The organism is Variovorax sp. GW822-FHT04E09 (assembly GCF_058800845.1).
This window is the reverse complement of record NZ_JBXAMR010000001.1, coordinates 1,139,842-1,157,040: the sequence shown is the minus strand read 5'-3', so window position 1 is coordinate 1,157,040 and position 17,199 is coordinate 1,139,842. Positions and strand designations below refer to the sequence as shown.

Genomic DNA, 17,199 nt, shown 5'->3' with positions numbered 1-17,199 from the left:
CATGACCAGACCCCTGGACGGCATCACCGTCATCTCGCTCGAACATGCCATCGCGGCGCCGTTCTGCACCCGCCAGCTCGCCGACCTCGGCGCGCGCGTCATCAAGGTCGAGCGCCCCGGCGGCGGTGACTTTGCGCGCGCCTACGACGAGCGCGTGAACGGCGAGGCCTCGCACTTCGTGTGGGTCAACCGCTCGAAGGAAAGCCTCACGCTCGACCTGAAGCAACCCGCCGCGCTCGCCGTGCTGCAGGAGCTGGTGGCCGGTGCCGACGTGCTGGTGCAGAACCTCGCGCCCGGCGCCGCCGCGCGCATGGGCCTGAGCGCGCAGGTGCTGCAGGAGAAGCACCCCGCGCTCATCGTCTGCGACATCTCGGGCTACGGCGAAGACGGCCCGTACCGCGACAAGAAGGCCTACGACCTGCTCATTCAGAGCGAGGCCGGTTTTCTTTCGGTGACGGGCACGCCCGACGACCCGTGCAAGTCGGGCAACTCCATCGCCGACATCGCGGCGGGCATGTACGCCTACACCGGCATCCTCGCGGCGCTGATGCAGCGCGGCAAGACGGGCAAGGGCTCGCACATCGACGTGTCGATGCTCGAATCGCTCGCCGAGTGGATGGGCTACCCGATGTACTACGCCTACGACGGCGCACCGCCGCCGCCGCGCAGCGCCGCCTCGCACGCCACCATCTATCCCTACGGCCCGTTCCCCGCCGGCGACGGCGGCACCGTGATGCTCGGCCTGCAGAACGAGCGCGAGTGGCGCGCCTTCTGCGACAAGGTGCTGCTGCGCCCCGAGCTCGCGAGCGACCCGCGCTTCGACAGCAATGCCCGGCGCAACGAACACCGCGAGGCGCTGCGCACGCTCATCGTCGACACCTTCGGAGCGCTCAGTGCGGCGCAGGTGCTCGAACGGCTCGACACCGCGCAGATCGCCAACGCGCGCATGAACGACATGGCCGGGCTGTGGGCGCACCCGCAGCTGCAGGCGCGCGAGCGCTGGCGCCAGGTGGGTTCGCCGGCCGGCGACATTCCGGCGCTGCTGCCGGCCGGTCGCCAGAGTGCGTTCGACTACCGCATGGACCCGGTGCCCGCGGTCGGCCAGCACACCGACGCGATCTTGCGCAGCCTGGGCCGCGGCGACGACGCGATTGCAGCGCTGCGCGCGGCCGGCGCGGTATGAGCGGACCCGCCAATCAAGCGCTCGCTCTTGCGCGCGCCTTTCTCTTCGTGCCCGCCGACCGGCCCGAGCGCCACGCGCGCGCATTGGCGACGGGTGCGGGCGGCGTGATCATCGACCTCGAAGATGCCGTGGCGCCCGCGCGCAAGGCCGAGTCGCGCGACGCGCTCGCTGCCTCGCTGGCGGCGTTGCCCGCCGGAGGGCGAGGGCGGCTGCTCGTGCGCGTGAACGCCAGCGGCACGCCGTGGCATGACGATGACTGCGCGCGCGCGGCCGGCTGGATCGCCGATGGCCTGATCGCCGGCATCGTGCTGCCCAAGGCCGAGCACGCCGACGAACTGCATCGGCTGGCCGCCACGGCCGGACCGAAGGCCGTGCTGGTGCCGCTCATCGAATCGGCCGCGGGGCTCGCGGCGCTCGATGCCATCGCGGGGGCGCCGCAGGTGCTGCGACTGGCCTTCGGCCACCTCGATTTCCAGGCCGACCTCGGCATGGCCTGCGCCGCCGACGAGGCCGAGCTGGTGCCCGTGCGCCTCGCGCTCGTGCTGGCCTCGCGCCGCGCGGGGCTGGCCACGCCCATCGACGGCGTGTCGCCCGACTGGCGCGACGCCCAGCGGCTCGCCGCCGACACCGCGCGTGCCCGGCGTGGCGGCTTCGGCGCCAAGCTGTGCATCCACCCCGAGCAGGTCGCCCCCGTGCAGGCCGCGCTCGGGCCCACGGCCGACGAGGTGGTCTGGGCGCACCGCGTCACCGAGGCCGTGCGCGCGGCCGGCGGCGGCGTCGTGAGCCTCGACGGCCGCATGGTCGACGGGCCCGTGGTGCGGCTGGCCGAACGCTGGCTCGCGTTGGCCCCGCAGCACGGCCCGGGCGATTCATCCGTGACGCACTGATCCACAGACAAACCACAAGGAGACAAAGAAGTGAACGCAACGAAGACCTGGAAACTGAAAGCCCTCATCGCGGCATCGGCGGGCGCCTGCCTGCTCGCCGCCGCATCGCCCGCCGCCGCGCAGGCCGCGTGGCCCGACAAGCCCATCGTGATGGTCGTGCCGTACTCAGCCGGCGGCCCCACCGACGTGGTGGCGCGCATGCTTGCCGTGCCCATGGGCAAGTCGCTGGGGCAGACCGTGGTGGTCGAGAACACGGTGGGCGCGGGCGGCACCATCGCGCCGACCCGCGTGGCCAAGGCCGCGCCCAACGGCTACACCATCCTCATCCACCACATGGGCATGGCCACCGCGCCCGCGCTGTACAAGAAGCTCAACTACGACCCGCTGAAAGACTTCGAGTACGTCGGCCAGGTCATGGACGTGCCGATGACCCTGCTGTCGCGCAAGGACTTCCCGGCCAACAACCTCAAGGAGCTGCTGGCCTACGTGAAGGCCAACAAGGACAAGGTCTCGCTTGCCAACGCCGGCATCGGCGCCGTCTCGCAGCTGTGCGGCATGCTCTTCGCGCACCAGATCGGCGTGCAGCTGACGACAGTGCCCTACAAGGGCGCAGGCCCGGCGCTCAACGACCTCATGGGCGGGCAGGTCGACCTGCTGTGCGACCAGACCACGCAGACCGCGCCCGTCATCAAGGACGGCCAGCGCGTGAAGGTGTTCGGCGTGACCACGCCCAAGCGCCTGTCGAGCATGCCCGACATTCCCACGCTCGACGAGCAGGGCCTCAAGGGCTTCGACGTGAAGGTGTGGCACGGCGTGTATGCGCCCAAGGGCACGCCGCCGGCCGTGATCGAGAAGCTCAACGTGGCCCTGCGCGCCGCGCTGCAGGACGACAACGTGAAGAAGCGCTTCGCCGAGCTGAGCACCGAGGCCGTGCCGATGGAGAAGGTCACGCCCGAGGCGCTGCGCAGCCACCTGGCGGCGGAGATCGAGAAGTGGGGGAAGGTGATCCGGGCTGCGGGGGTGCAGGCGGATTGAGAAGCGCGCGGCGCCCGGGGTTCTCGCTCAGTGGGGGCGCTCCATGAAATGCCGTTCCGGTGTTGAAGCGGTCACCCGAAAGCCGAGCCGCTCATAGAAAAGGCGTGCGGGGTTCGACGCCAGCACCCGCAGCCGGACCGGAAGCTGCTCACGCGAAGCCAGGCTGACGATGTGCGCCACGACCGCGCTTCCGATGCCCTGGTTCTGGCGTAAGGGGACGATGTACATCTCTTCGATCTGGACGTGCGTGTCGTGCTGCTCGAACGCGACAGCGCCCACGCGCATGCCGTCGAGGTCCAGTGCGAAGAAGGCGCCGGCGCGCGCCTGTTCGGCAAGATGGGCCCGGACGCCCGCCGCGTTCCAGCTGCCCCATACCTGTTCAACGTACCCGCGCATCGTGGCCTCACAGAGCTCGAACAGGAAATCTGCATCCTCGATGCCCACACGCCGAAAGACCGGCGTGGCTTTGCTCATGCCTGCAAGGTCTCGTCGAACAACTTCAGCAACAGCCGCGCGAACACATCCATGTTCCATGGCCGGTCGGTCGCGCCGGTTTCGATCGTGCGGCTGACCACGAGGCCGTCCGCGCCGGTCACGGCGATGCAGACATGCCCCGGCGCATCGCCGTACGGACTGCCCGATGGCCCCGCCGCGCCGCTCTCGCAGAGGCCCCACTTCGAACGATGGGCGTCGCGGATGCGGCCCGAGATGAAGCGCGCATAGGGCTCGGTCTCGCCGCGCATGTCGCCCATGTCCTCGGGCGTGAGGCCGAGCAGGGCCTTGCCGGCACGCCGCGAGTAGATGACCGCGCCGCCCAGGAAGTAGGCCGAGGCGCCCGGCAGGGCGAGCAGGGCGGCCGAGACCAGGCCGCCGGCCGACGATTCGGCCACCGCCACCGTCTGGCGCCGCTCGCGCAGCGTCGCCCCCACGCGGGCGGCGAGCACGGAAAGCGGTTCGAGGTCGGTGAGGTCGGGCGTGGACATGGAGGTCGAAAGAAGTAAGAAAGAAGAAATGACCGACCGTTCGATCGATCAAGGGAACGCGTGAACGAATGAACGAACGGTCAGGCGAGGCCCGCGCGCGAGCCCGGCCGCCGCACATACGACGGCGCGCGCTCATGGCTCGAGGTGTGGCCGTACACCGTGTCGGCCGGGTAATACTCGGCCTGCAGCTGCACCTTGGCCGCGGCTTCCTCGCCCGCCACATGGGCAATGAAGGCGAGCATCAGGTCGGTGCCGGCCGACACGCCGGCCGAGGTCCAGACGTGGCCGTCCTGCACGAAGCGCTGCTCCACCACCTTCACGTCGCCGAGCGCGCGCAGGCGGTCGAGCGATCCCCAGTGCGTGGTCGCGGTGCGGCCCGAGAGCAGGCCGGCCGCATGCAGCACGAAGGCGCCGGTGCACACCGACAGCAGCGCCTTGCAGCCCGGTGCCTGCGCGGCCAGGAACTGCACCATGGCGGGGTTGTCGACCTCGCGCCGCGTGCCCATGCCGCCGGGCACGAGCACGAAATCGAGCGGCGGGCAGTCGGCGAACGACACATGCGGGTTCACCGACAGGCCCTTGGCGCAGACCACGGGCTCGCGCGTCTGCGCCACCACGAGGCAACGGGCAGGGCCGCCGGCCAGCTTGCTCCACATGGTGAGCATTTCCCAGGGACCGACGAAATCGAGCTCCTCGACCTCGGGGAAGACGACGATTGCGAAATTCATGCGTGCGAACTCCTGGTGGGGTGGCCGGCAGGGGCCCTGTCACGGGTGCGAAGCCGCAAGCATATAGAGTGCCGCCGAGGTGATGTCCGTGACAGCTGGTTGCAAGCTTGGCTCAGTGTTCTCCCTCAGAGTTGTGTGGCCTGAAAATGGCTAGAGTGAAGGCGGCCGTTCAGGCTTTTTGCTAGCTTCAATCAAGGAAATCTCATGAGCAAGAAAGTTGCATATGTCACCGGAGGCATGGGTGGCATCGGAACAGCCATCTGCCAGCGTCTCTACAAGGACGGGTTCACCGTGGTCGCAGGTTGCGGCCCCACGCGGGACTACGCCAAGTGGCTGGCCGAACAGAAAGCCGAAGGCTTCGAGTTCCACGCGTCGGTCGGCAATGTCGGCGACTGGCAATCCACCGTCGAGGCCTTCTCCGCCGCCAAGGCGGCCCACGGGGCGATTGACGTGCTCGTCAACAACGCCGGCATCACGCGGGACCGCATGTTCCTCAAGATGACCCCCGAGGACTGGAGCGCGGTGATCGAAACCAACCTCAACAGCATGTTCAACGTCACCAAGCAGGTGGTGGGCGACATGGTCGAAAAGGGCTGGGGCCGCATCATCAACATCAGCTCGGTCAACGGCGCCAAGGGCCAGGCCGGCCAGACCAACTACTCGGCGGCCAAGGCCGGCATGCACGGCTTCACGATGGCGCTGGCGCAGGAGCTGGCCAACAAGGGCGTCACCGTGAACACGGTGAGCCCGGGCTACATCGGCACCGACATGGTCAAGGCCATCCGCCAGGAAGTGCTCGACAAGATCGTGGCCACGATCCCGGTCAAGCGCCTGGGCGAGCCGAGCGAAATCGCTTCCATCATCGCGTGGCTCGCCACCGACGAAGGCGGCTACAGCACCGGGGCCGACTTCTCGGTCAACGGCGGCCTCCACATGCACTGAGCATGCGCGCCACGCCCTGAAAACAAAAACCCGCTTCGGCGGGTTTTTTCATTTGGGCCGGAACCACCCCCACAGGACACACGACTTCAACCATCGAAAGCAACCCGGCACGAACCCTTTCTTCTGCGTTTTCCCTTCATCTTTTCAGGAGGCAGTCATGGCACATACAACAAGCACAGTACCCAGGAAGCTCCCCCTTTACCGTTCCCTGTACGTGCAGGTGATCACCGCGGTGATCGTCGGCGTGCTCCTGGGGTACTTCTACCCCTCGCTCGGCGAGTCGATGAAGCCCTTGGGCGACGGCTTCATCAAGCTCATCAAGATGATCATCGCGCCGATCATCTTCTGCACGGTGGTGGTCGGCATCGCCGGCATGGAAGACATGAAGAAGGTCGGCAAGACCGGCGGGCTGGCGCTCCTGTACTTCGAGATCGTGAGCAGCATCGCGCTGGTGGTCGGCCTCGTGCTGGTGAACCTGCTCAAGCCGGGTGCGGGCATGAACATCGACGCCTCCACGCTCGACACCAAGGCCATCGCGGCCTACACCGGCCCCGGCAAGATGACCGGCACGGTCGACTTTCTGCTCAACGTGATTCCCTCCACCGTGGTCGATGCCTTCGCCAAGGGCGAGATCCTGCAGGTGCTCTTGATCGCAGTGCTGTTCGGCTTTGCGCTGCACCGCTTCGGCGGGCGCGGCACGCTGGTGTTCGACGTGATCGAGAAGGGCTCGCACGTGCTGTTCGTGATCGTCAACTACATCATGAAGCTCGCGCCCATCGGCGCCTTCGGTGCGATGGCCTTCACCATCGGCAAGTACGGGCTGGGCAGCCTGCTGTCGCTGGGCAAGCTCATGGGCACCTTCTACCTGACCTGTCTGCTGTTCATCTTCGTGGTGCTGGGGCTCATTGCGCGTTTTCACGGCTTCAGCATCTGGAAGTTCATCAAGTACATCAAGGAAGAGCTGCTGATCGTGCTGGGCACCTCGTCCAGCGAATCGGTGCTGCCGCGCATGATGGAGAAGATGGAGAACCTGGGCGCCCACAAGACCTGCGTGGGGCTGGTGATTCCCACCGGCTACTCGTTCAACCTGGACGGCACCTCGATCTACCTGACGATGGCGGCGGTGTTCATCGCGCAGGCCACCAACACGCCGATGACGCTCACGCAGGAGATCACGCTGCTGGCCGTGCTGCTGCTCACCTCGAAGGGGGCAGCCGGCGTCACGGGCAGCGGCTTCATCGTGCTGGCGGCCACGCTGTCGGCGGTGGGGCATGTGCCGGTGGCGGGGCTGGCGCTCATCCTGGGCATCGACCGCTTCATGTCGGAGGCGCGCGCGCTCACCAACCTGATCGGCAACGGCGTGGCCACCATCGTGGTCGCCAAGTGGACCAACGAACTGGACACGGAGCGGCTGCAGGCCGGGCTCAACAACGAGAGCTGGGTCGAGTCGCAGGAGCCCGAGGAGCTGGTGAACGCGCGCGAATCGAAGATGGCGCAGTAGCGGGCGCAGGGCGCCGGCCCGCGCGTTTCGGTGCGGTGCGGCGCGTTTCGGTGCGCTTCAGTGCACCAGGGCCACCGCGAGCAGCGGCTGCGCCCTGGCGTCGAGCTCGCGTTCGTACAGCGGGGCGGCCTTGGCGTAGGCGCCCTGGGCGCGATGGGCCGCGGCCAGGTTCTGCCGGCTGTACAGCACGGCGTGTGCGTCGGGGCGCCGCTGCTTCTCGTGGATCGCCAGGGCGCGTTCGTACAGCGCAATGGCCTGGTCGAAGGCCTCGCGGCGGTAGTGCAGGCCGGCCAGCGCGCTCAGCGTGAACGCCACCATCGGGCTGTCCGGTCCGGCGGTCTTTTCCTGGATGGCGAGCGCGGCCGTGTACGACTGCGCGGCCCGGGTCAGCTGCCCCTGCCGCTGGTGGACATGGGCCAGCAGCACGAGGCTGAGGGCCGCGTCGGCGGACTCGGCCCCGCCCGTGCGTTGCGCCGTCTGCAGCACCTGCTGCGCCAGCTCGAGCGTGCCGACGTCGTAGCAGTTGGCGTTGATGCGTTGCACGAGTTCCTGGCGCAGCGCGCGCCATTCGGGGTTGCCGTCCTGCGCGTACAGCGCGCCGAACTGCGAGGCCGCCAGGACGACGCCGGCGGCAAGCCATGCCTTCGCGAATTTCATGGGGCCGAATCTAGTGCCCCGGCCTGAAAACCGAATACCTCGTTCATGGGAGTCCGCGCCCGCGGGGCAGGGCCCCCGGGGCGCGGACGGCGCAGGCGCCCCGCCTCAGGCGAGATCGAAGCGGTCCAGGTTCATCACCTTGGTCCAGGCGGCCACGAAGTCGTCGATGAACTTCTGCTGGCTGTCGGAAGCGCCGTAGACCTCGGCGATGGCGCGCAGCTGCGCGTTGGAGCCGAACACCAGGTCGACGCGCGTGCCGGTCCACTTGAGGGTGCCGGTCTTGCGGTCGCGGCCTTCGTACTCTTCCTTGGCGTCCGACACCGCCTTCCACTCCGTGCCCATGTCGAGCAGGTTGACGAAGTAGTCGTTGCTCAGCGTGCCGGGCGTCTTCGTGAAGACGCCGTGGCGCGTCTGGCCGACGTTGGTGTCGAGCACGCGCAGGCCACCGACCAGCACCGTCATCTCGGGCGCCGTGAGCGTGAGCAGCTGCGCCTTGTCGATCAGCAGCGCTTCGCTGGGCACGCTGTAGCGGCCCTTCAGGTAGTTGCGGAAGCCGTCGGCCGCGGGCTCCAGCGGCTCGAACGAGGGCACGTCGGTCTGTTCCTGCGAGGCGTCGGCACGGCCCGGCGAGAAGGGCACCTTCACTTCACGCCCGCCATTGCGCGCGGCCTGTTCCACGCCCGCACCGCCGGCCAGCACGATCAGGTCGGCCAGCGAGATCTTCTTGCCGCCGGTCTGTGCCGCGTTGAACTCGCTCTGGATGCCTTCGAGCACCTTCAGCACCTGGGCCAGCTGCGCGGGCTGGTTGACGGCCCAGTCCTTCTGCGGTGCGAGCCGCACGCGGGCGCCGTTGGCACCGCCGCGCATGTCGGAGCCGCGGAAGGTGGAGGCCGAGGCCCACGCCGTCGACACCAGCTGCGCAGGCGTGAGGCCCGAGTCCAGCACCTTCTTCGTCAGCGCCGCGACGTCGTTGGCGTCGACCAGCGGGTGGTCGACGGCCGGGATCGGGTCTTGCCAGATGAGCTCCTCGGCCGGCACCTCGGGCCCGAGGTAGCGGGCGCGCGGGCCCATGTCGCGGTGCGTGAGCTTGAACCAGGCGCGCGCGAAGGCGTCGGCGAGCTGGTCGGGGTTGGCCAGGAAGCGGCGCGAGATCTTTTCGTAGGCCGGGTCCAGGCGCAGCGACAGGTCGGTCGTGAGCATGGTCGGCGCGTGGCGCTTGGAACCGTCATGCGCGTCGGGGATGGTGCCGGCACCGGCGCCGCCCTTGGCGACCCACTGGTGCGCGCCGGCGGGGCTCTTGGTCAGCTCCCATTCGAAGCCGAACAGGTTCTCGAAGAAGTTGTTGCTCCACTTCGTGGGCGTGGTGGTCCACGTCACTTCGAGGCCGCTGGTGATGGTGTCGCCGCCCTTGCCGGTGCCGAAGCTGTTCTTCCAGCCGAAGCCCTGGTCTTCGAGGCCGGCGGCTTCGGGTTCCTTGCCGACGTTCGAGGCCGGCCCCGCGCCGTGCGTCTTGCCGAAGGTGTGGCCGCCGGCGATGAGCGCCACGGTTTCCTCGTCGTTCATGGCCATGCGGGCGAAGGTGTCGCGGATGTCGTGGGCCGCGGCGATCGGGTCGGGGTTGCCGTCCGGGCCCTCGGGGTTCACGTAGATCAGGCCCATCTGCACGGCGCCCAGCGGGTTCTCGAGGTTGCGGCTGTGCGGCACCTTGCTGTCGTCGTCCTTCACGAGCACGCCGCGGTCTTTCTCGACGCCGGGCGAGCCCTGTGCGTAGCGCACGTCACCGCCCAGCCAGGTCTTCTCGCGGCCCCAGTACACGTCCTGGTCGGGCTCCCACACGTCGGGGCGGCCACCGCCGAAGCCAAAGGTCTTGAAGCCCATGGTTTCGAGCGCGACGTTGCCGGTGAGGATCAGCAGGTCGGCCCAGGAAATCTTCTGGCCGTACTTCTGCTTGATCGGCCACAGCAGGCGGCGCGCCTTGTCCAGGCTCACGTTGTCGGGCCAGCTGTTGAGCGGCGCAAAGCGCTGCTGCCCGCGGCCGGCGCCGCCGCGGCCGTCGCCGATGCGGTAGGTGCCGGCGCTGTGCCAGGCCATGCGGATGAAGAGCGGGCCGTAGTGGCCGAAGTCGGCGGGCCACCAGTCTTGCGAGTCGGTCATCAGTGCGGCGAGGTCTTTCTTCACCGCGGCGAGGTCCAGGCTCTGGAAGGCCTTGGCGTAGTCGAAACCGGCGCCCAGGGGATCGGATTTGGAGGAGTGCTGGTGCAGCAGGTCCAGGCGCAGCTGCTCGGGCCACCAGTCGCGGTTCGTGGTGCCGGCGCCGGTGGCCTGGCTGAACGGGCACTTCGCTTCGGTTTTCTCGTTGCTCATGGGGAGGCTCCTGTTGTTGGGGGGACGGGGGGACCGCTCAAATTCTGGATGAGAAAGGTGTCGATGCGAATAGAAGTGCTTTATGCCTACGATAGTTCGCGTCGCTTCCGTAGGGGTGTAGACGCAGGCCCGTAGAAGCCTGCGGGCTTCAAAGGTTGGGGGCCGTTCCTGCAAAATGGACCGATGCCCCACAGCGTCTCCCTCATCAATACGATTGCCGCCGGCCTGGGGTTGGCGCTGGTGTTCGGCTTTCTCGCGGCGCGGCTGCGATTGCCGGCGCTGGTGGGGTACCTCCTGGCGGGCGTGATCATCGGCCCGTTCACGCCCGGCTTCGTGGCCGATGCCGGCATTGCCGCGCAGCTGGCCGAGATCGGCGTGATGCTGCTGATGTTCGGCGTGGGCCTGCATTTTTCGCTGGCCGACCTGCTCGCGGTGCGCAAGATCGCGTTGCCCGGCGCCATCGCGCAGATCGCGGTCGCCACGCTGCTCGGCGGCGGCCTCGCCATGTGGTGGGGCTGGAGCTGGGGCACGGCGCTGGTGTTCGGGCTGGCGCTGTCGGTGGCGAGCACGGTGGTGCTGCTGCGCGCGCTCGAGAGCCTGGGCATCCTCGATTCGTTCACCGGCCGCATCGCGGTGGGCTGGCTGGTGGTCGAAGACCTCGCGATGGTGCTGGTGCTCGTGCTGCTGCCGCCGCTGGCGGGTGCGCTGGGCAGCACCAAGGTCGACACCAGCGGCGACCCCGTCTGGCAGACGCTGGGCCTCACCTTGCTGCAGGTCGGCGGCTTCGTGGTGCTGATGCTGGTGGTGGGGCGGCGCGTGTTCCCGTGGATCCTCTGGCAGGTCACGCGCACCGGCTCGCGCGAGCTGTTCACGCTGTGCGTGGTGGCGGCGGCCGTGAGCATCGCCTTTGCGTCGGCGGCGCTGTTCGGCGTGTCGTTCGCGCTGGGCGCTTTCTTCGCTGGCATGGTGATGCGCGAGTCGCAGTTCAGCCACCGCGCGGCGCAGGAGTCGCTGCCGCTGCGCGATGCGTTTGCCGTGCTGTTCTTCGTGTCGGTCGGCATGCTGTTCGACCCCTCGGTGCTGCTGGAGCGCCCGCTGCAGGTGCTGGCCGTGGTGCTGGTGATCGTGCTGGGCAAGTCGCTCGCGGCCTGCGCGCTGGTGCTGGTGTTCCGCTACCCGCTGGCCACCGCGCTCACGGTGAGCGCGAGCCTGGCGCAGATCGGCGAGTTCTCGTTCATCCTGGCCGGGCTGGGCGTGTCGCTCGGCCTGCTGCCGGTGGAAGGGCAGAGCCTGGTGCTCGCGGGCGCGCTGATCTCCATCGCCACCAACCCGCTGTGGTTCAGTCTCATCGCGCCGCTGCAGAAATGGCTGCACGCGCATTCGAAGTTCGCACGCGAACTCGACGCGCGCAGCGACCCGCTGGCCGAGCTGCCCATGACCACCGAGGCCAAGTACCTGTCGCGCCAGGTGGTGCTGGTCGGCTACGGCCGGGTGGGCCGGCGCATCGCCGCCGAGCTCGAGACGAACGACATCCCCTACGTGGTGGCCGAGCAGAACCGCGAGCTGGTCGAGAAGCTGCGCGAGGCCGGCATCCCCGCCGTGTGGGGCGACGCGGCCGACCCGGCGGTGCTGATCCAGGCGCACGTGGCGCGCGCCCGCGTGCTCGTCGTGGCCACGCCCGACGCCATGAACGTGCGCCAGATGATCGAAACCGCGCGCACGCTGAACCCCACCATCCAGACCGTGGTGCGCAGCCATAACGAGCAGGAAGCCCGCCTGCTGGCCGCCGAAACCGACGCGAAGGTGTTCCTGGGCGAACAGGAACTCGCCCAGGCCATGGCCCGCGATGTGGTGCAGCGCGCCGCCGCGATGGCGGTGCCGGCTTGACGATTCAAAGGTCCTCGATCACCAGCGTGCGATAACGCTCGGCGATCGAGTAGGGCACGGTACGCACCAGTTCCATCACGCGCTCGGCGATGGCGCCGTCCTTGGTGCGGATCAGCAGGCCCGTGTGGCCTTCGTGGGCCAGCTGGATGAAGGCGCGCACCGTGTCGCCGTCGGTGCCGGCGGAGGGCAGGGGGCTGTGCGAGGCATGCACGGTCGGCGCGATTTCCGCCAGGACGGTTTCGGCCGGTATCAGGTAGACCTCGTCGCCGCTCACGATGCCTTTCGCGATCAGCCCGTGGCCGATGCGGCTGGCATCTTCGACGCTCGGAAACATCACCAGGGAGTAACCGGTCGGGTAGAACGCGCCACCGAAGGCGGCGCGCATGTTGGGTTCAAGCGTGAAATGTTTCATGCTGACTCCTTGTTCTGATGCAACTCCCCACCCCTAACATTAGGCCGCGCGGCGTCCATGCACTGTAGGAGAAGCCCTAGTACTGACAACCGCGCCGGCCCCTTGCCCGTTCAAAGGCGGGTTCATTCCCTGTTTCATTTCTCTGACCGTCATGCCTTCGCCGAGAGACATCGCACTCACCGTCCACGAACTGGAAGAAGGGGAGTTCTACTGGGTGCTGATGGAGGCCGTGGACGGCTCGCCCGGCGACTCCACCCATGTGTACGTGCCGCTCGAAGCCGCCCACGAGCCCTACGCCACGTATTCGAATGCGCTGGTGGCCGGCGTGGCGGTGCTGCGGCGGCTCTTCGGGCCCGACGGCAAGCCCGTCTGACGGGGCCCGCAAGGGCGCTGCCGCAGGGCGCTCCCTATAATCCCGGCGGTTGGAAACATTGGTTCACACCGGTGTCGTCCAACACCCCACGGTTCGAAGGTGCCCTGCACGACCAGTCACAGGATTGGCGGCGGGGTTAAACGGGAAGCAGGTGCGAGGCGTCGTTTTTTCGAACGACCCTTCCATTCCTGCGCTGCCCCCGCAACGGTCAGCGGACATCGACACCCTCAGGCCCCGGCGATTCTTCGCCCGGGCAGCCACTGCGCTTCGGCGTGGGAAGGCGAGGGCTTCGGCGCCGAGGTGCATGCATTGCATCCCGACGCACTCCGCGAGCCCGGATACCGGCCTTCGCAACCGCCTTCGGATGCTGCGGGAGTGCGTGTCCGGGCCTGCCGCTTTTCCCTCGCGCGAAACGGCACCGCCCCTCGTCTCTTCTCCCTCGGCGTCCGCGATCGGTCAGGAGCCTGCGGGGACGCGGGCTGGAGGAGAAGTCGGATGAATCGCATTGCATCGCCGCCGCGCGATCGCTCGGGCCCGCCCCTGCAACGGGCGCGCCTTTCGGGTCTTTCAGGTCTTTCACTGGGGCTCGGCCTCGCTTGCGGGCCAGTTCTCGCCCAGTCGGGCGACACGGCCGGTCGCCCCAGCCTCACCCCCGTGCAGGTCGAGGCCAGCCGCCACACGCCGCTGGCCCTGGACGAGCCCACGCAGACCGGCAGCCGCCTGGGCCTCACACCGCTCGAAACGCCGGCCAGCATCGAGGTGCTCACTGGCGACGCGATCCGCGCGCGCGGCGACGTCTCGGTGGTCGAGGCCGCGAGCCGCGCCACCGGCATCACGGGATCGCCCGCGCCGGGCAATGGCGGCTCGTCGCTGTCGGCACGCGGCTTCAACGGCCACGGCTCGGTGATGCAGCTGTACGACGGCACGCGCCTGTACGTGGGTGCGGGCACCGTCACCTTCCCGTTCGACACCTGGTCGACCGACCGCATCGAGGTGCTGCGCGGCGCCGCGTCGGTGATGTTCGGTGAAGGCGCCATCGGCGGCGCGATCAACGTGGTGCCCAAGAAGCCCACGCGCGGCCCGATTCGCAACGAGGCGCTCGTGACCGTGGGCTCCGACGCCACGCGCCAGGTCGCCTTCGGCAGCGGCGGGGCGATCAACGACATGCTCTCGTACCGCTTCGACATCAGCCACCGAAAAACCGACGGCTTCATGTTGCGCGGCGAGGCCGAGAGCCTGGCGGTGGGCGGCGCGGTGCGGCTCGATGTGTCGCCGCGGCTGCAGTTCACGCTCTCGCACGACGAGGGCCGCCAGACGCCGCAGCGCTATTTCGGCGTGCCGCTCGTCAACGGCCGCGTGAGCAGCCTGAACCGCGAACAGAACTACAACCTCGACGACGCCGAGGTCAAGTACCGCGACCGCTGGACCCGCCTCGATGCGCAGTGGACCCCCAACGACGCCCTCACCGTGCGCAACCAGCTCTATCGCCTGGACAGCAAGCGCCATTGGCGCGACAGCGAAACCTACACCTACAGCGCCACCACGAACCGCGTGACGCGCGGCGACTACCTGGAGATCGGCCACGACCAGGAGCAGATCGGCAACCGCACCGACGCCACCTTCAAGCACGCGCTGTTCGGCCTGAAGAACCAGGTGCTGGTGGGCTTCGACGCCAATCGCATCGACTTCCTGAATTCGAGCGACACGCCCTACGGCGGGCGCTCGGTGGTCGATGCCTTCGTCTTCAACCCCGGCTACTACGTCTCGCCCACGCCCTACCTGCCGCGCTACAAGACCAAGACCAGCACTTACGCCTTCTTCGCCGAAGACAAGCTGGCCTTCGACGAACACTGGTCGGTGGTCGGCAGCCTGCGCTGGGACCGCGCGAAGATCGTGCGCACCGATCCGCAGAACCGCGCCCCGCGCCTGGACAAGACCTTCGAGTACGCCACCGGCCGCCTGGGCGTGGTCTACGCGCCCGACGCCGCGCAGTCGTTCTATGCGCAGGTCGCGCGCGCGGCCGATCCGCTCACCGGGCTCATCAGCACCTCGACCACGCAGGTGCCGTTCGAGCTCAGCGTCGGCAAGCAGGTCGAGGTGGGCTACAAGCGCCAGCTGGCCGAGGGCCGCGGCGCCTGGAGCGTGGCCGCCTACCGCATCGAGAAGACCAAGCTGCTGTCGCGCGACGCGAACGACCCGACCGTCGTGCAGCAGATCGGCAAGCAGTCGTCCGAAGGCATCGAGGCCACGCTCGACCTGGCGCTCACTTCCACGCTGCGCCTCGAAGCCAACGCCGCGCGGCTGCGCGCGCGCTACGACGACTTCAATGAAGCGGTCGGCAAGTCGCTGGTCTCGCGCGCGGGCAACACGCCCGCCGGCGTGCCCGAGGTGGCGGCCAACCTGTGGCTGCACTGGCGCTTCCTGCCGCAGTGGGAGGCCGAGCTGGGCGTGCGCCACGTCGGCGCGCGGCAGGTCGATGCGGCCAACACGCGCCGCATCGGCTCCTACACCGTGGCCGACGCGGGCGTGAGCTGGCAGGCGAACCCGTCGCTCAAGCTCGCGCTGCGCGCCTACAACCTGGCCGACCGCAAGTACCCGGTGTCGTTCTCGAACGGAGGCAACCAGTGGCTGCTGGGCCGGCCGCGCTCGTTCGAGCTGTCGGCGTTCGTGACTTTCTGAGCATGGCCGCATGAGCACCGCATGGCAACGCACATGGCCTCCGCTGCGGCGGGCGCTGTACTGGACGCACCGATGGCTGGGCATCGGCGGCTGCCTGCTGTTCGTCATGTGGTTCGTCTCGGGCGTGGTCATGATGTACGTGGGGTACCCGAACCTCACGGACGAAGAGCGGCTCGCGGGGCTCGCTCCGGTGCGCTTCGAACAGGCGGTGGTCGCGCCGGCTGGCGCGCTCGAGGCGCTGCCGCCCGCGGTGCGCACGCAGCCGCCCCGGCGCATGGCGCTGGAGATGCAGGCCGGCACCGACGCCCAGCCCGTGTGGCGCATCGTCGATGCGCGCGGCGGTCGGCATGCCGTTTCTGCGCGCGATGGCCGTGTGCTCGGCCCGGTCGATGCGGCGCAGGCCGAGGCCATCGCGCGCGACTTCTCCGCACAGCCCGGCGCACGCTGGGCCGAGACGCTGGAGCGCGACCAGTGGACCGTGCCGCAGGGCCTGAACCCGCTGCGCCCGCTGCACCGCATCGAAACCGGCGACGCGGCGGGCACCGAGCTGTACGTGTCCTCGCGCACCGGCGAGGTGGTGCGCGACACCACGCGCACCGAGCGCTTCTGGAACTGGCTGGGCGCCGTGCCGCACTGGATCTACTTCACGCCGCTGCGCGCCGACCCGCCGCTGTGGCACGACGTGGTCGTGTGGCTGTCGGCCGCCTGCATCGTCTCGGCCGTGACGGGCATCGTCATCGGCATCCTGCGCATCCGGCTGCGGCGGCGCTTTCGCAGCGGCGCGGTCACGCCGTACACCGGCTGGATGGCCTGGCACCACATCGCCGGGCTCATCGGCGGCTTCTTCGTGCTGACCTGGATCGTGAGCGGCTGGCTGTCGATGAACCCCAACGGCTGGTTCCAGCGCGCGCCGGCCGATGCGGCCGCGATGGCGCGCTACACGGGCACCGGCGCATCGCCGTTCCCCTGGCCGCCGGCTGTGGTGCCGGCAGGCGAGGGCGCTGCTGCACCGCGTGAGGCGCTTCTGATGTGGTTCGACGGGAAGCCGCTGCTGCAACTGCGTGATGCGCAGGCCCGCGTGCAGGTGATTGATGCAGCGACCGGCGCGCCGGCCGTCATCGCTCGCGACGACATCATGCGCGCCGCCGCCCGGCTGCGCCCCGGCGCCGCGATCACGCAGGCCGCCTTGCAAACGCACGAAGACTTCCACTGGTACGGCCACCACCGCACGCGCGTGCTGCCCGTGTGGCGGCTCGAGTTCGACGATGCCGCGCGCAGCTGGCTCTACATCGACCCGACGAGCGGCCAGGTGGCCGGCAGCAACGACCGCAACGCGCGGTTGCGCCGCTGGCTCTTCAATGCCGCGCACAGCCTCGACTTTCCCTGGCTCATCCAGTACCGGCCCGCCTGGGATCTGGTGATGTGGTTCCTGTCGGTCATCGGCGTCGTCGCTTCGGCGAGCGGCGTGGTGATCGGCTGGCGGCGGCTGCGGCGCAAGCCACAGCCGTCGCCTGTTCAGCGGGGGCTGCAAGGCTCCCGGGTTTCATGACGGGGACTTGCGCAAGCCA

15 protein-coding genes and 1 riboswitch are annotated in these 17,199 nt (G+C 68.8%); of the genes, 9 read left to right on the top strand and 6 right to left on the bottom strand.

Annotated elements, in window-relative coordinates; translation table 11 throughout:
• The first annotated feature begins 1 nt into the window (after position 1).
• Genes AC1RL8_RS05475 through AC1RL8_RS05465 form a run of 3 tightly spaced genes read left to right on the top strand, consistent with a single transcriptional unit; the run spans position 2 to position 3,105 of the window.
• Positions 2-1,183 (top strand): CaiB/BaiF CoA transferase family protein, encoded by a 1,182-nt coding sequence (locus tag AC1RL8_RS05475; protein ID WP_492684132.1) that lies wholly within the window; start codon positions 2-4, stop codon positions 1,181-1,183.
• The gene (locus AC1RL8_RS05470) at positions 1,180-2,070 is read left to right on the top strand and encodes an HpcH/HpaI aldolase/citrate lyase family protein (protein ID WP_492684131.1); all 891 of its coding nucleotides are present in this window, start codon (positions 1,180-1,182) and stop codon (positions 2,068-2,070) included. Before AC1RL8_RS05475 ends, AC1RL8_RS05470 begins: the two co-directional genes overlap by 4 nt.
• A gap of 30 nt (positions 2,071-2,100) precedes the next feature.
• A complete protein-coding gene (locus AC1RL8_RS05465; protein WP_492684130.1) occupies positions 2,101-3,105 on the top strand; it encodes a tripartite tricarboxylate transporter substrate binding protein BugD in 1,005 nt (334 codons plus the stop codon).
• Positions 3,106-3,132: 27 nt separating this feature from the next.
• Here AC1RL8_RS05465 and AC1RL8_RS05460 read toward each other — a convergent pair whose 3' ends face one another.
• The 3 genes from AC1RL8_RS05460 to AC1RL8_RS05450 form a co-directional block, all read right to left on the bottom strand.
• Entirely contained in the window at positions 3,133-3,579 is a 447-nt protein-coding gene (locus AC1RL8_RS05460) for a GNAT family N-acetyltransferase (protein WP_492684129.1), read from the bottom strand.
• A complete protein-coding gene (locus AC1RL8_RS05455; protein ID WP_492684128.1) occupies positions 3,576-4,088 on the bottom strand; it encodes a CinA family protein in 513 nt (170 codons plus the stop codon). Before AC1RL8_RS05455 ends, AC1RL8_RS05460 begins: the two co-directional genes overlap by 4 nt.
• Before the next feature lie 80 nt (positions 4,089-4,168).
• The gene (locus tag AC1RL8_RS05450) at positions 4,169-4,816 is read right to left on the bottom strand and encodes a DJ-1/PfpI family protein (RefSeq protein ID WP_492684127.1); all 648 of its coding nucleotides are present in this window, start codon (positions 4,814-4,816) and stop codon (positions 4,169-4,171) included.
• A 204-nt stretch (positions 4,817-5,020) separates the two neighbouring features.
• Here AC1RL8_RS05450 and phbB point away from each other — a divergent pair, with 204 nt between their 5' ends.
• Positions 5,021-5,758, top strand: coding sequence for an acetoacetyl-CoA reductase (gene phbB, locus AC1RL8_RS05445; RefSeq protein ID WP_062480872.1), 738 nt, complete (start codon positions 5,021-5,023; stop codon positions 5,756-5,758).
• Between the two features lie 157 nt (positions 5,759-5,915).
• The gene (locus AC1RL8_RS05440) at positions 5,916-7,259 is read left to right on the top strand and encodes a dicarboxylate/amino acid:cation symporter (RefSeq protein ID WP_062480874.1); all 1,344 of its coding nucleotides are present in this window, start codon (positions 5,916-5,918) and stop codon (positions 7,257-7,259) included.
• 57 nt (positions 7,260-7,316) lie between these two features.
• On the opposite strand, the gene AC1RL8_RS05435 is transcribed toward AC1RL8_RS05440, so the two are convergent.
• Both AC1RL8_RS05435 and katG read right to left on the bottom strand, forming a co-directional pair.
• Positions 7,317-7,916, bottom strand: a complete 600-nt coding sequence (locus tag AC1RL8_RS05435) for a tetratricopeptide repeat protein (protein ID WP_492684126.1) — start codon at positions 7,914-7,916, stop codon at positions 7,317-7,319.
• A gap of 105 nt (positions 7,917-8,021) precedes the next feature.
• Positions 8,022-10,280 carry a catalase/peroxidase HPI gene (gene katG, locus AC1RL8_RS05430; protein WP_492684125.1) on the bottom strand — a complete coding sequence of 753 codons (2,259 nt, stop codon included), beginning with the start codon at positions 10,278-10,280 and terminating at the stop codon, positions 8,022-8,024.
• Positions 10,281-10,463: 183 nt separating this feature from the next.
• Between katG and AC1RL8_RS05425 the strand changes: the two genes are divergently transcribed.
• On the top strand, positions 10,464-12,167 hold the full coding sequence (locus AC1RL8_RS05425; RefSeq protein WP_095745794.1) for a cation:proton antiporter domain-containing protein: 1,704 nt from the start codon (positions 10,464-10,466) through the stop codon (positions 12,165-12,167).
• A gap of 4 nt (positions 12,168-12,171) precedes the next feature.
• Here the strand turns inward: AC1RL8_RS05425 and AC1RL8_RS05420 are convergent, their stop codons facing one another.
• Positions 12,172-12,579, bottom strand: coding sequence for a hypothetical protein (locus AC1RL8_RS05420; RefSeq protein WP_070061115.1), 408 nt, complete (start codon positions 12,577-12,579; stop codon positions 12,172-12,174).
• A gap of 151 nt (positions 12,580-12,730) precedes the next feature.
• Between AC1RL8_RS05420 and AC1RL8_RS05415 the strand changes: the two genes are divergently transcribed.
• From AC1RL8_RS05415 to AC1RL8_RS05405, 3 genes are all read left to right on the top strand, one after another.
• On the top strand, positions 12,731-12,952 hold the full coding sequence (locus AC1RL8_RS05415) for a hypothetical protein (RefSeq protein ID WP_062480886.1): 222 nt from the start codon (positions 12,731-12,733) through the stop codon (positions 12,950-12,952).
• A gap of 81 nt (positions 12,953-13,033) precedes the next feature.
• Positions 13,034-13,316, top strand: a riboswitch (cobalamin riboswitch).
• A gap of 131 nt (positions 13,317-13,447) precedes the next feature.
• The gene (locus tag AC1RL8_RS05410) at positions 13,448-15,631 is read left to right on the top strand and encodes a TonB-dependent receptor (protein ID WP_492684124.1); all 2,184 of its coding nucleotides are present in this window, start codon (positions 13,448-13,450) and stop codon (positions 15,629-15,631) included.
• Between the two features lie 10 nt (positions 15,632-15,641).
• Positions 15,642-17,180 (top strand): PepSY domain-containing protein, encoded by a 1,539-nt coding sequence (locus AC1RL8_RS05405; protein ID WP_492684123.1) that lies wholly within the window; start codon positions 15,642-15,644, stop codon positions 17,178-17,180.
• Positions 17,181-17,199: the final 19 nt, after the last annotated feature.

What these genes read in the sequence shown, in the direction of transcription:
- AC1RL8_RS05475 (WP_492684132.1), top strand. Translation starts at nt 2, where the DNA reads ATGACCAGACCCCTGGACGGCATCACCGTCATCTCGCTCGAACATGCC.
- AC1RL8_RS05470 (WP_492684131.1), top strand. Translation starts at nt 1,180, where the DNA reads ATGAGCGGACCCGCCAATCAAGCGCTCGCTCTTGCGCGCGCCTTTCTC.
- AC1RL8_RS05460 (WP_492684129.1), bottom strand. Translation starts at nt 3,579, where the DNA reads ATGAGCAAAGCCACGCCGGTCTTTCGGCGTGTGGGCATCGAGGATGCA.
- AC1RL8_RS05455 (WP_492684128.1), bottom strand. Translation starts at nt 4,088, where the DNA reads ATGTCCACGCCCGACCTCACCGACCTCGAACCGCTTTCCGTGCTCGCC.
- AC1RL8_RS05450 (WP_492684127.1), bottom strand. Translation starts at nt 4,816, where the DNA reads ATGAATTTCGCAATCGTCGTCTTCCCCGAGGTCGAGGAGCTCGATTTC.
- phbB (WP_062480872.1), top strand. Translation starts at nt 5,021, where the DNA reads ATGAGCAAGAAAGTTGCATATGTCACCGGAGGCATGGGTGGCATCGGA.
- AC1RL8_RS05440 (WP_062480874.1), top strand. Translation starts at nt 5,916, where the DNA reads ATGGCACATACAACAAGCACAGTACCCAGGAAGCTCCCCCTTTACCGT.
- AC1RL8_RS05435 (WP_492684126.1), bottom strand. Translation starts at nt 7,916, where the DNA reads ATGAAATTCGCGAAGGCATGGCTTGCCGCCGGCGTCGTCCTGGCGGCC.
- katG (WP_492684125.1), bottom strand. Translation starts at nt 10,280, where the DNA reads ATGAGCAACGAGAAAACCGAAGCGAAGTGCCCGTTCAGCCAGGCCACC.
- AC1RL8_RS05425 (WP_095745794.1), top strand. Translation starts at nt 10,464, where the DNA reads ATGCCCCACAGCGTCTCCCTCATCAATACGATTGCCGCCGGCCTGGGG.
- AC1RL8_RS05420 (WP_070061115.1), bottom strand. Translation starts at nt 12,579, where the DNA reads ATGAAACATTTCACGCTTGAACCCAACATGCGCGCCGCCTTCGGTGGC.
- AC1RL8_RS05415 (WP_062480886.1), top strand. Translation starts at nt 12,731, where the DNA reads ATGCCTTCGCCGAGAGACATCGCACTCACCGTCCACGAACTGGAAGAA.
- AC1RL8_RS05410 (WP_492684124.1), top strand. Translation starts at nt 13,448, where the DNA reads ATGAATCGCATTGCATCGCCGCCGCGCGATCGCTCGGGCCCGCCCCTG.
- AC1RL8_RS05405 (WP_492684123.1), top strand. Translation starts at nt 15,642, where the DNA reads ATGAGCACCGCATGGCAACGCACATGGCCTCCGCTGCGGCGGGCGCTG.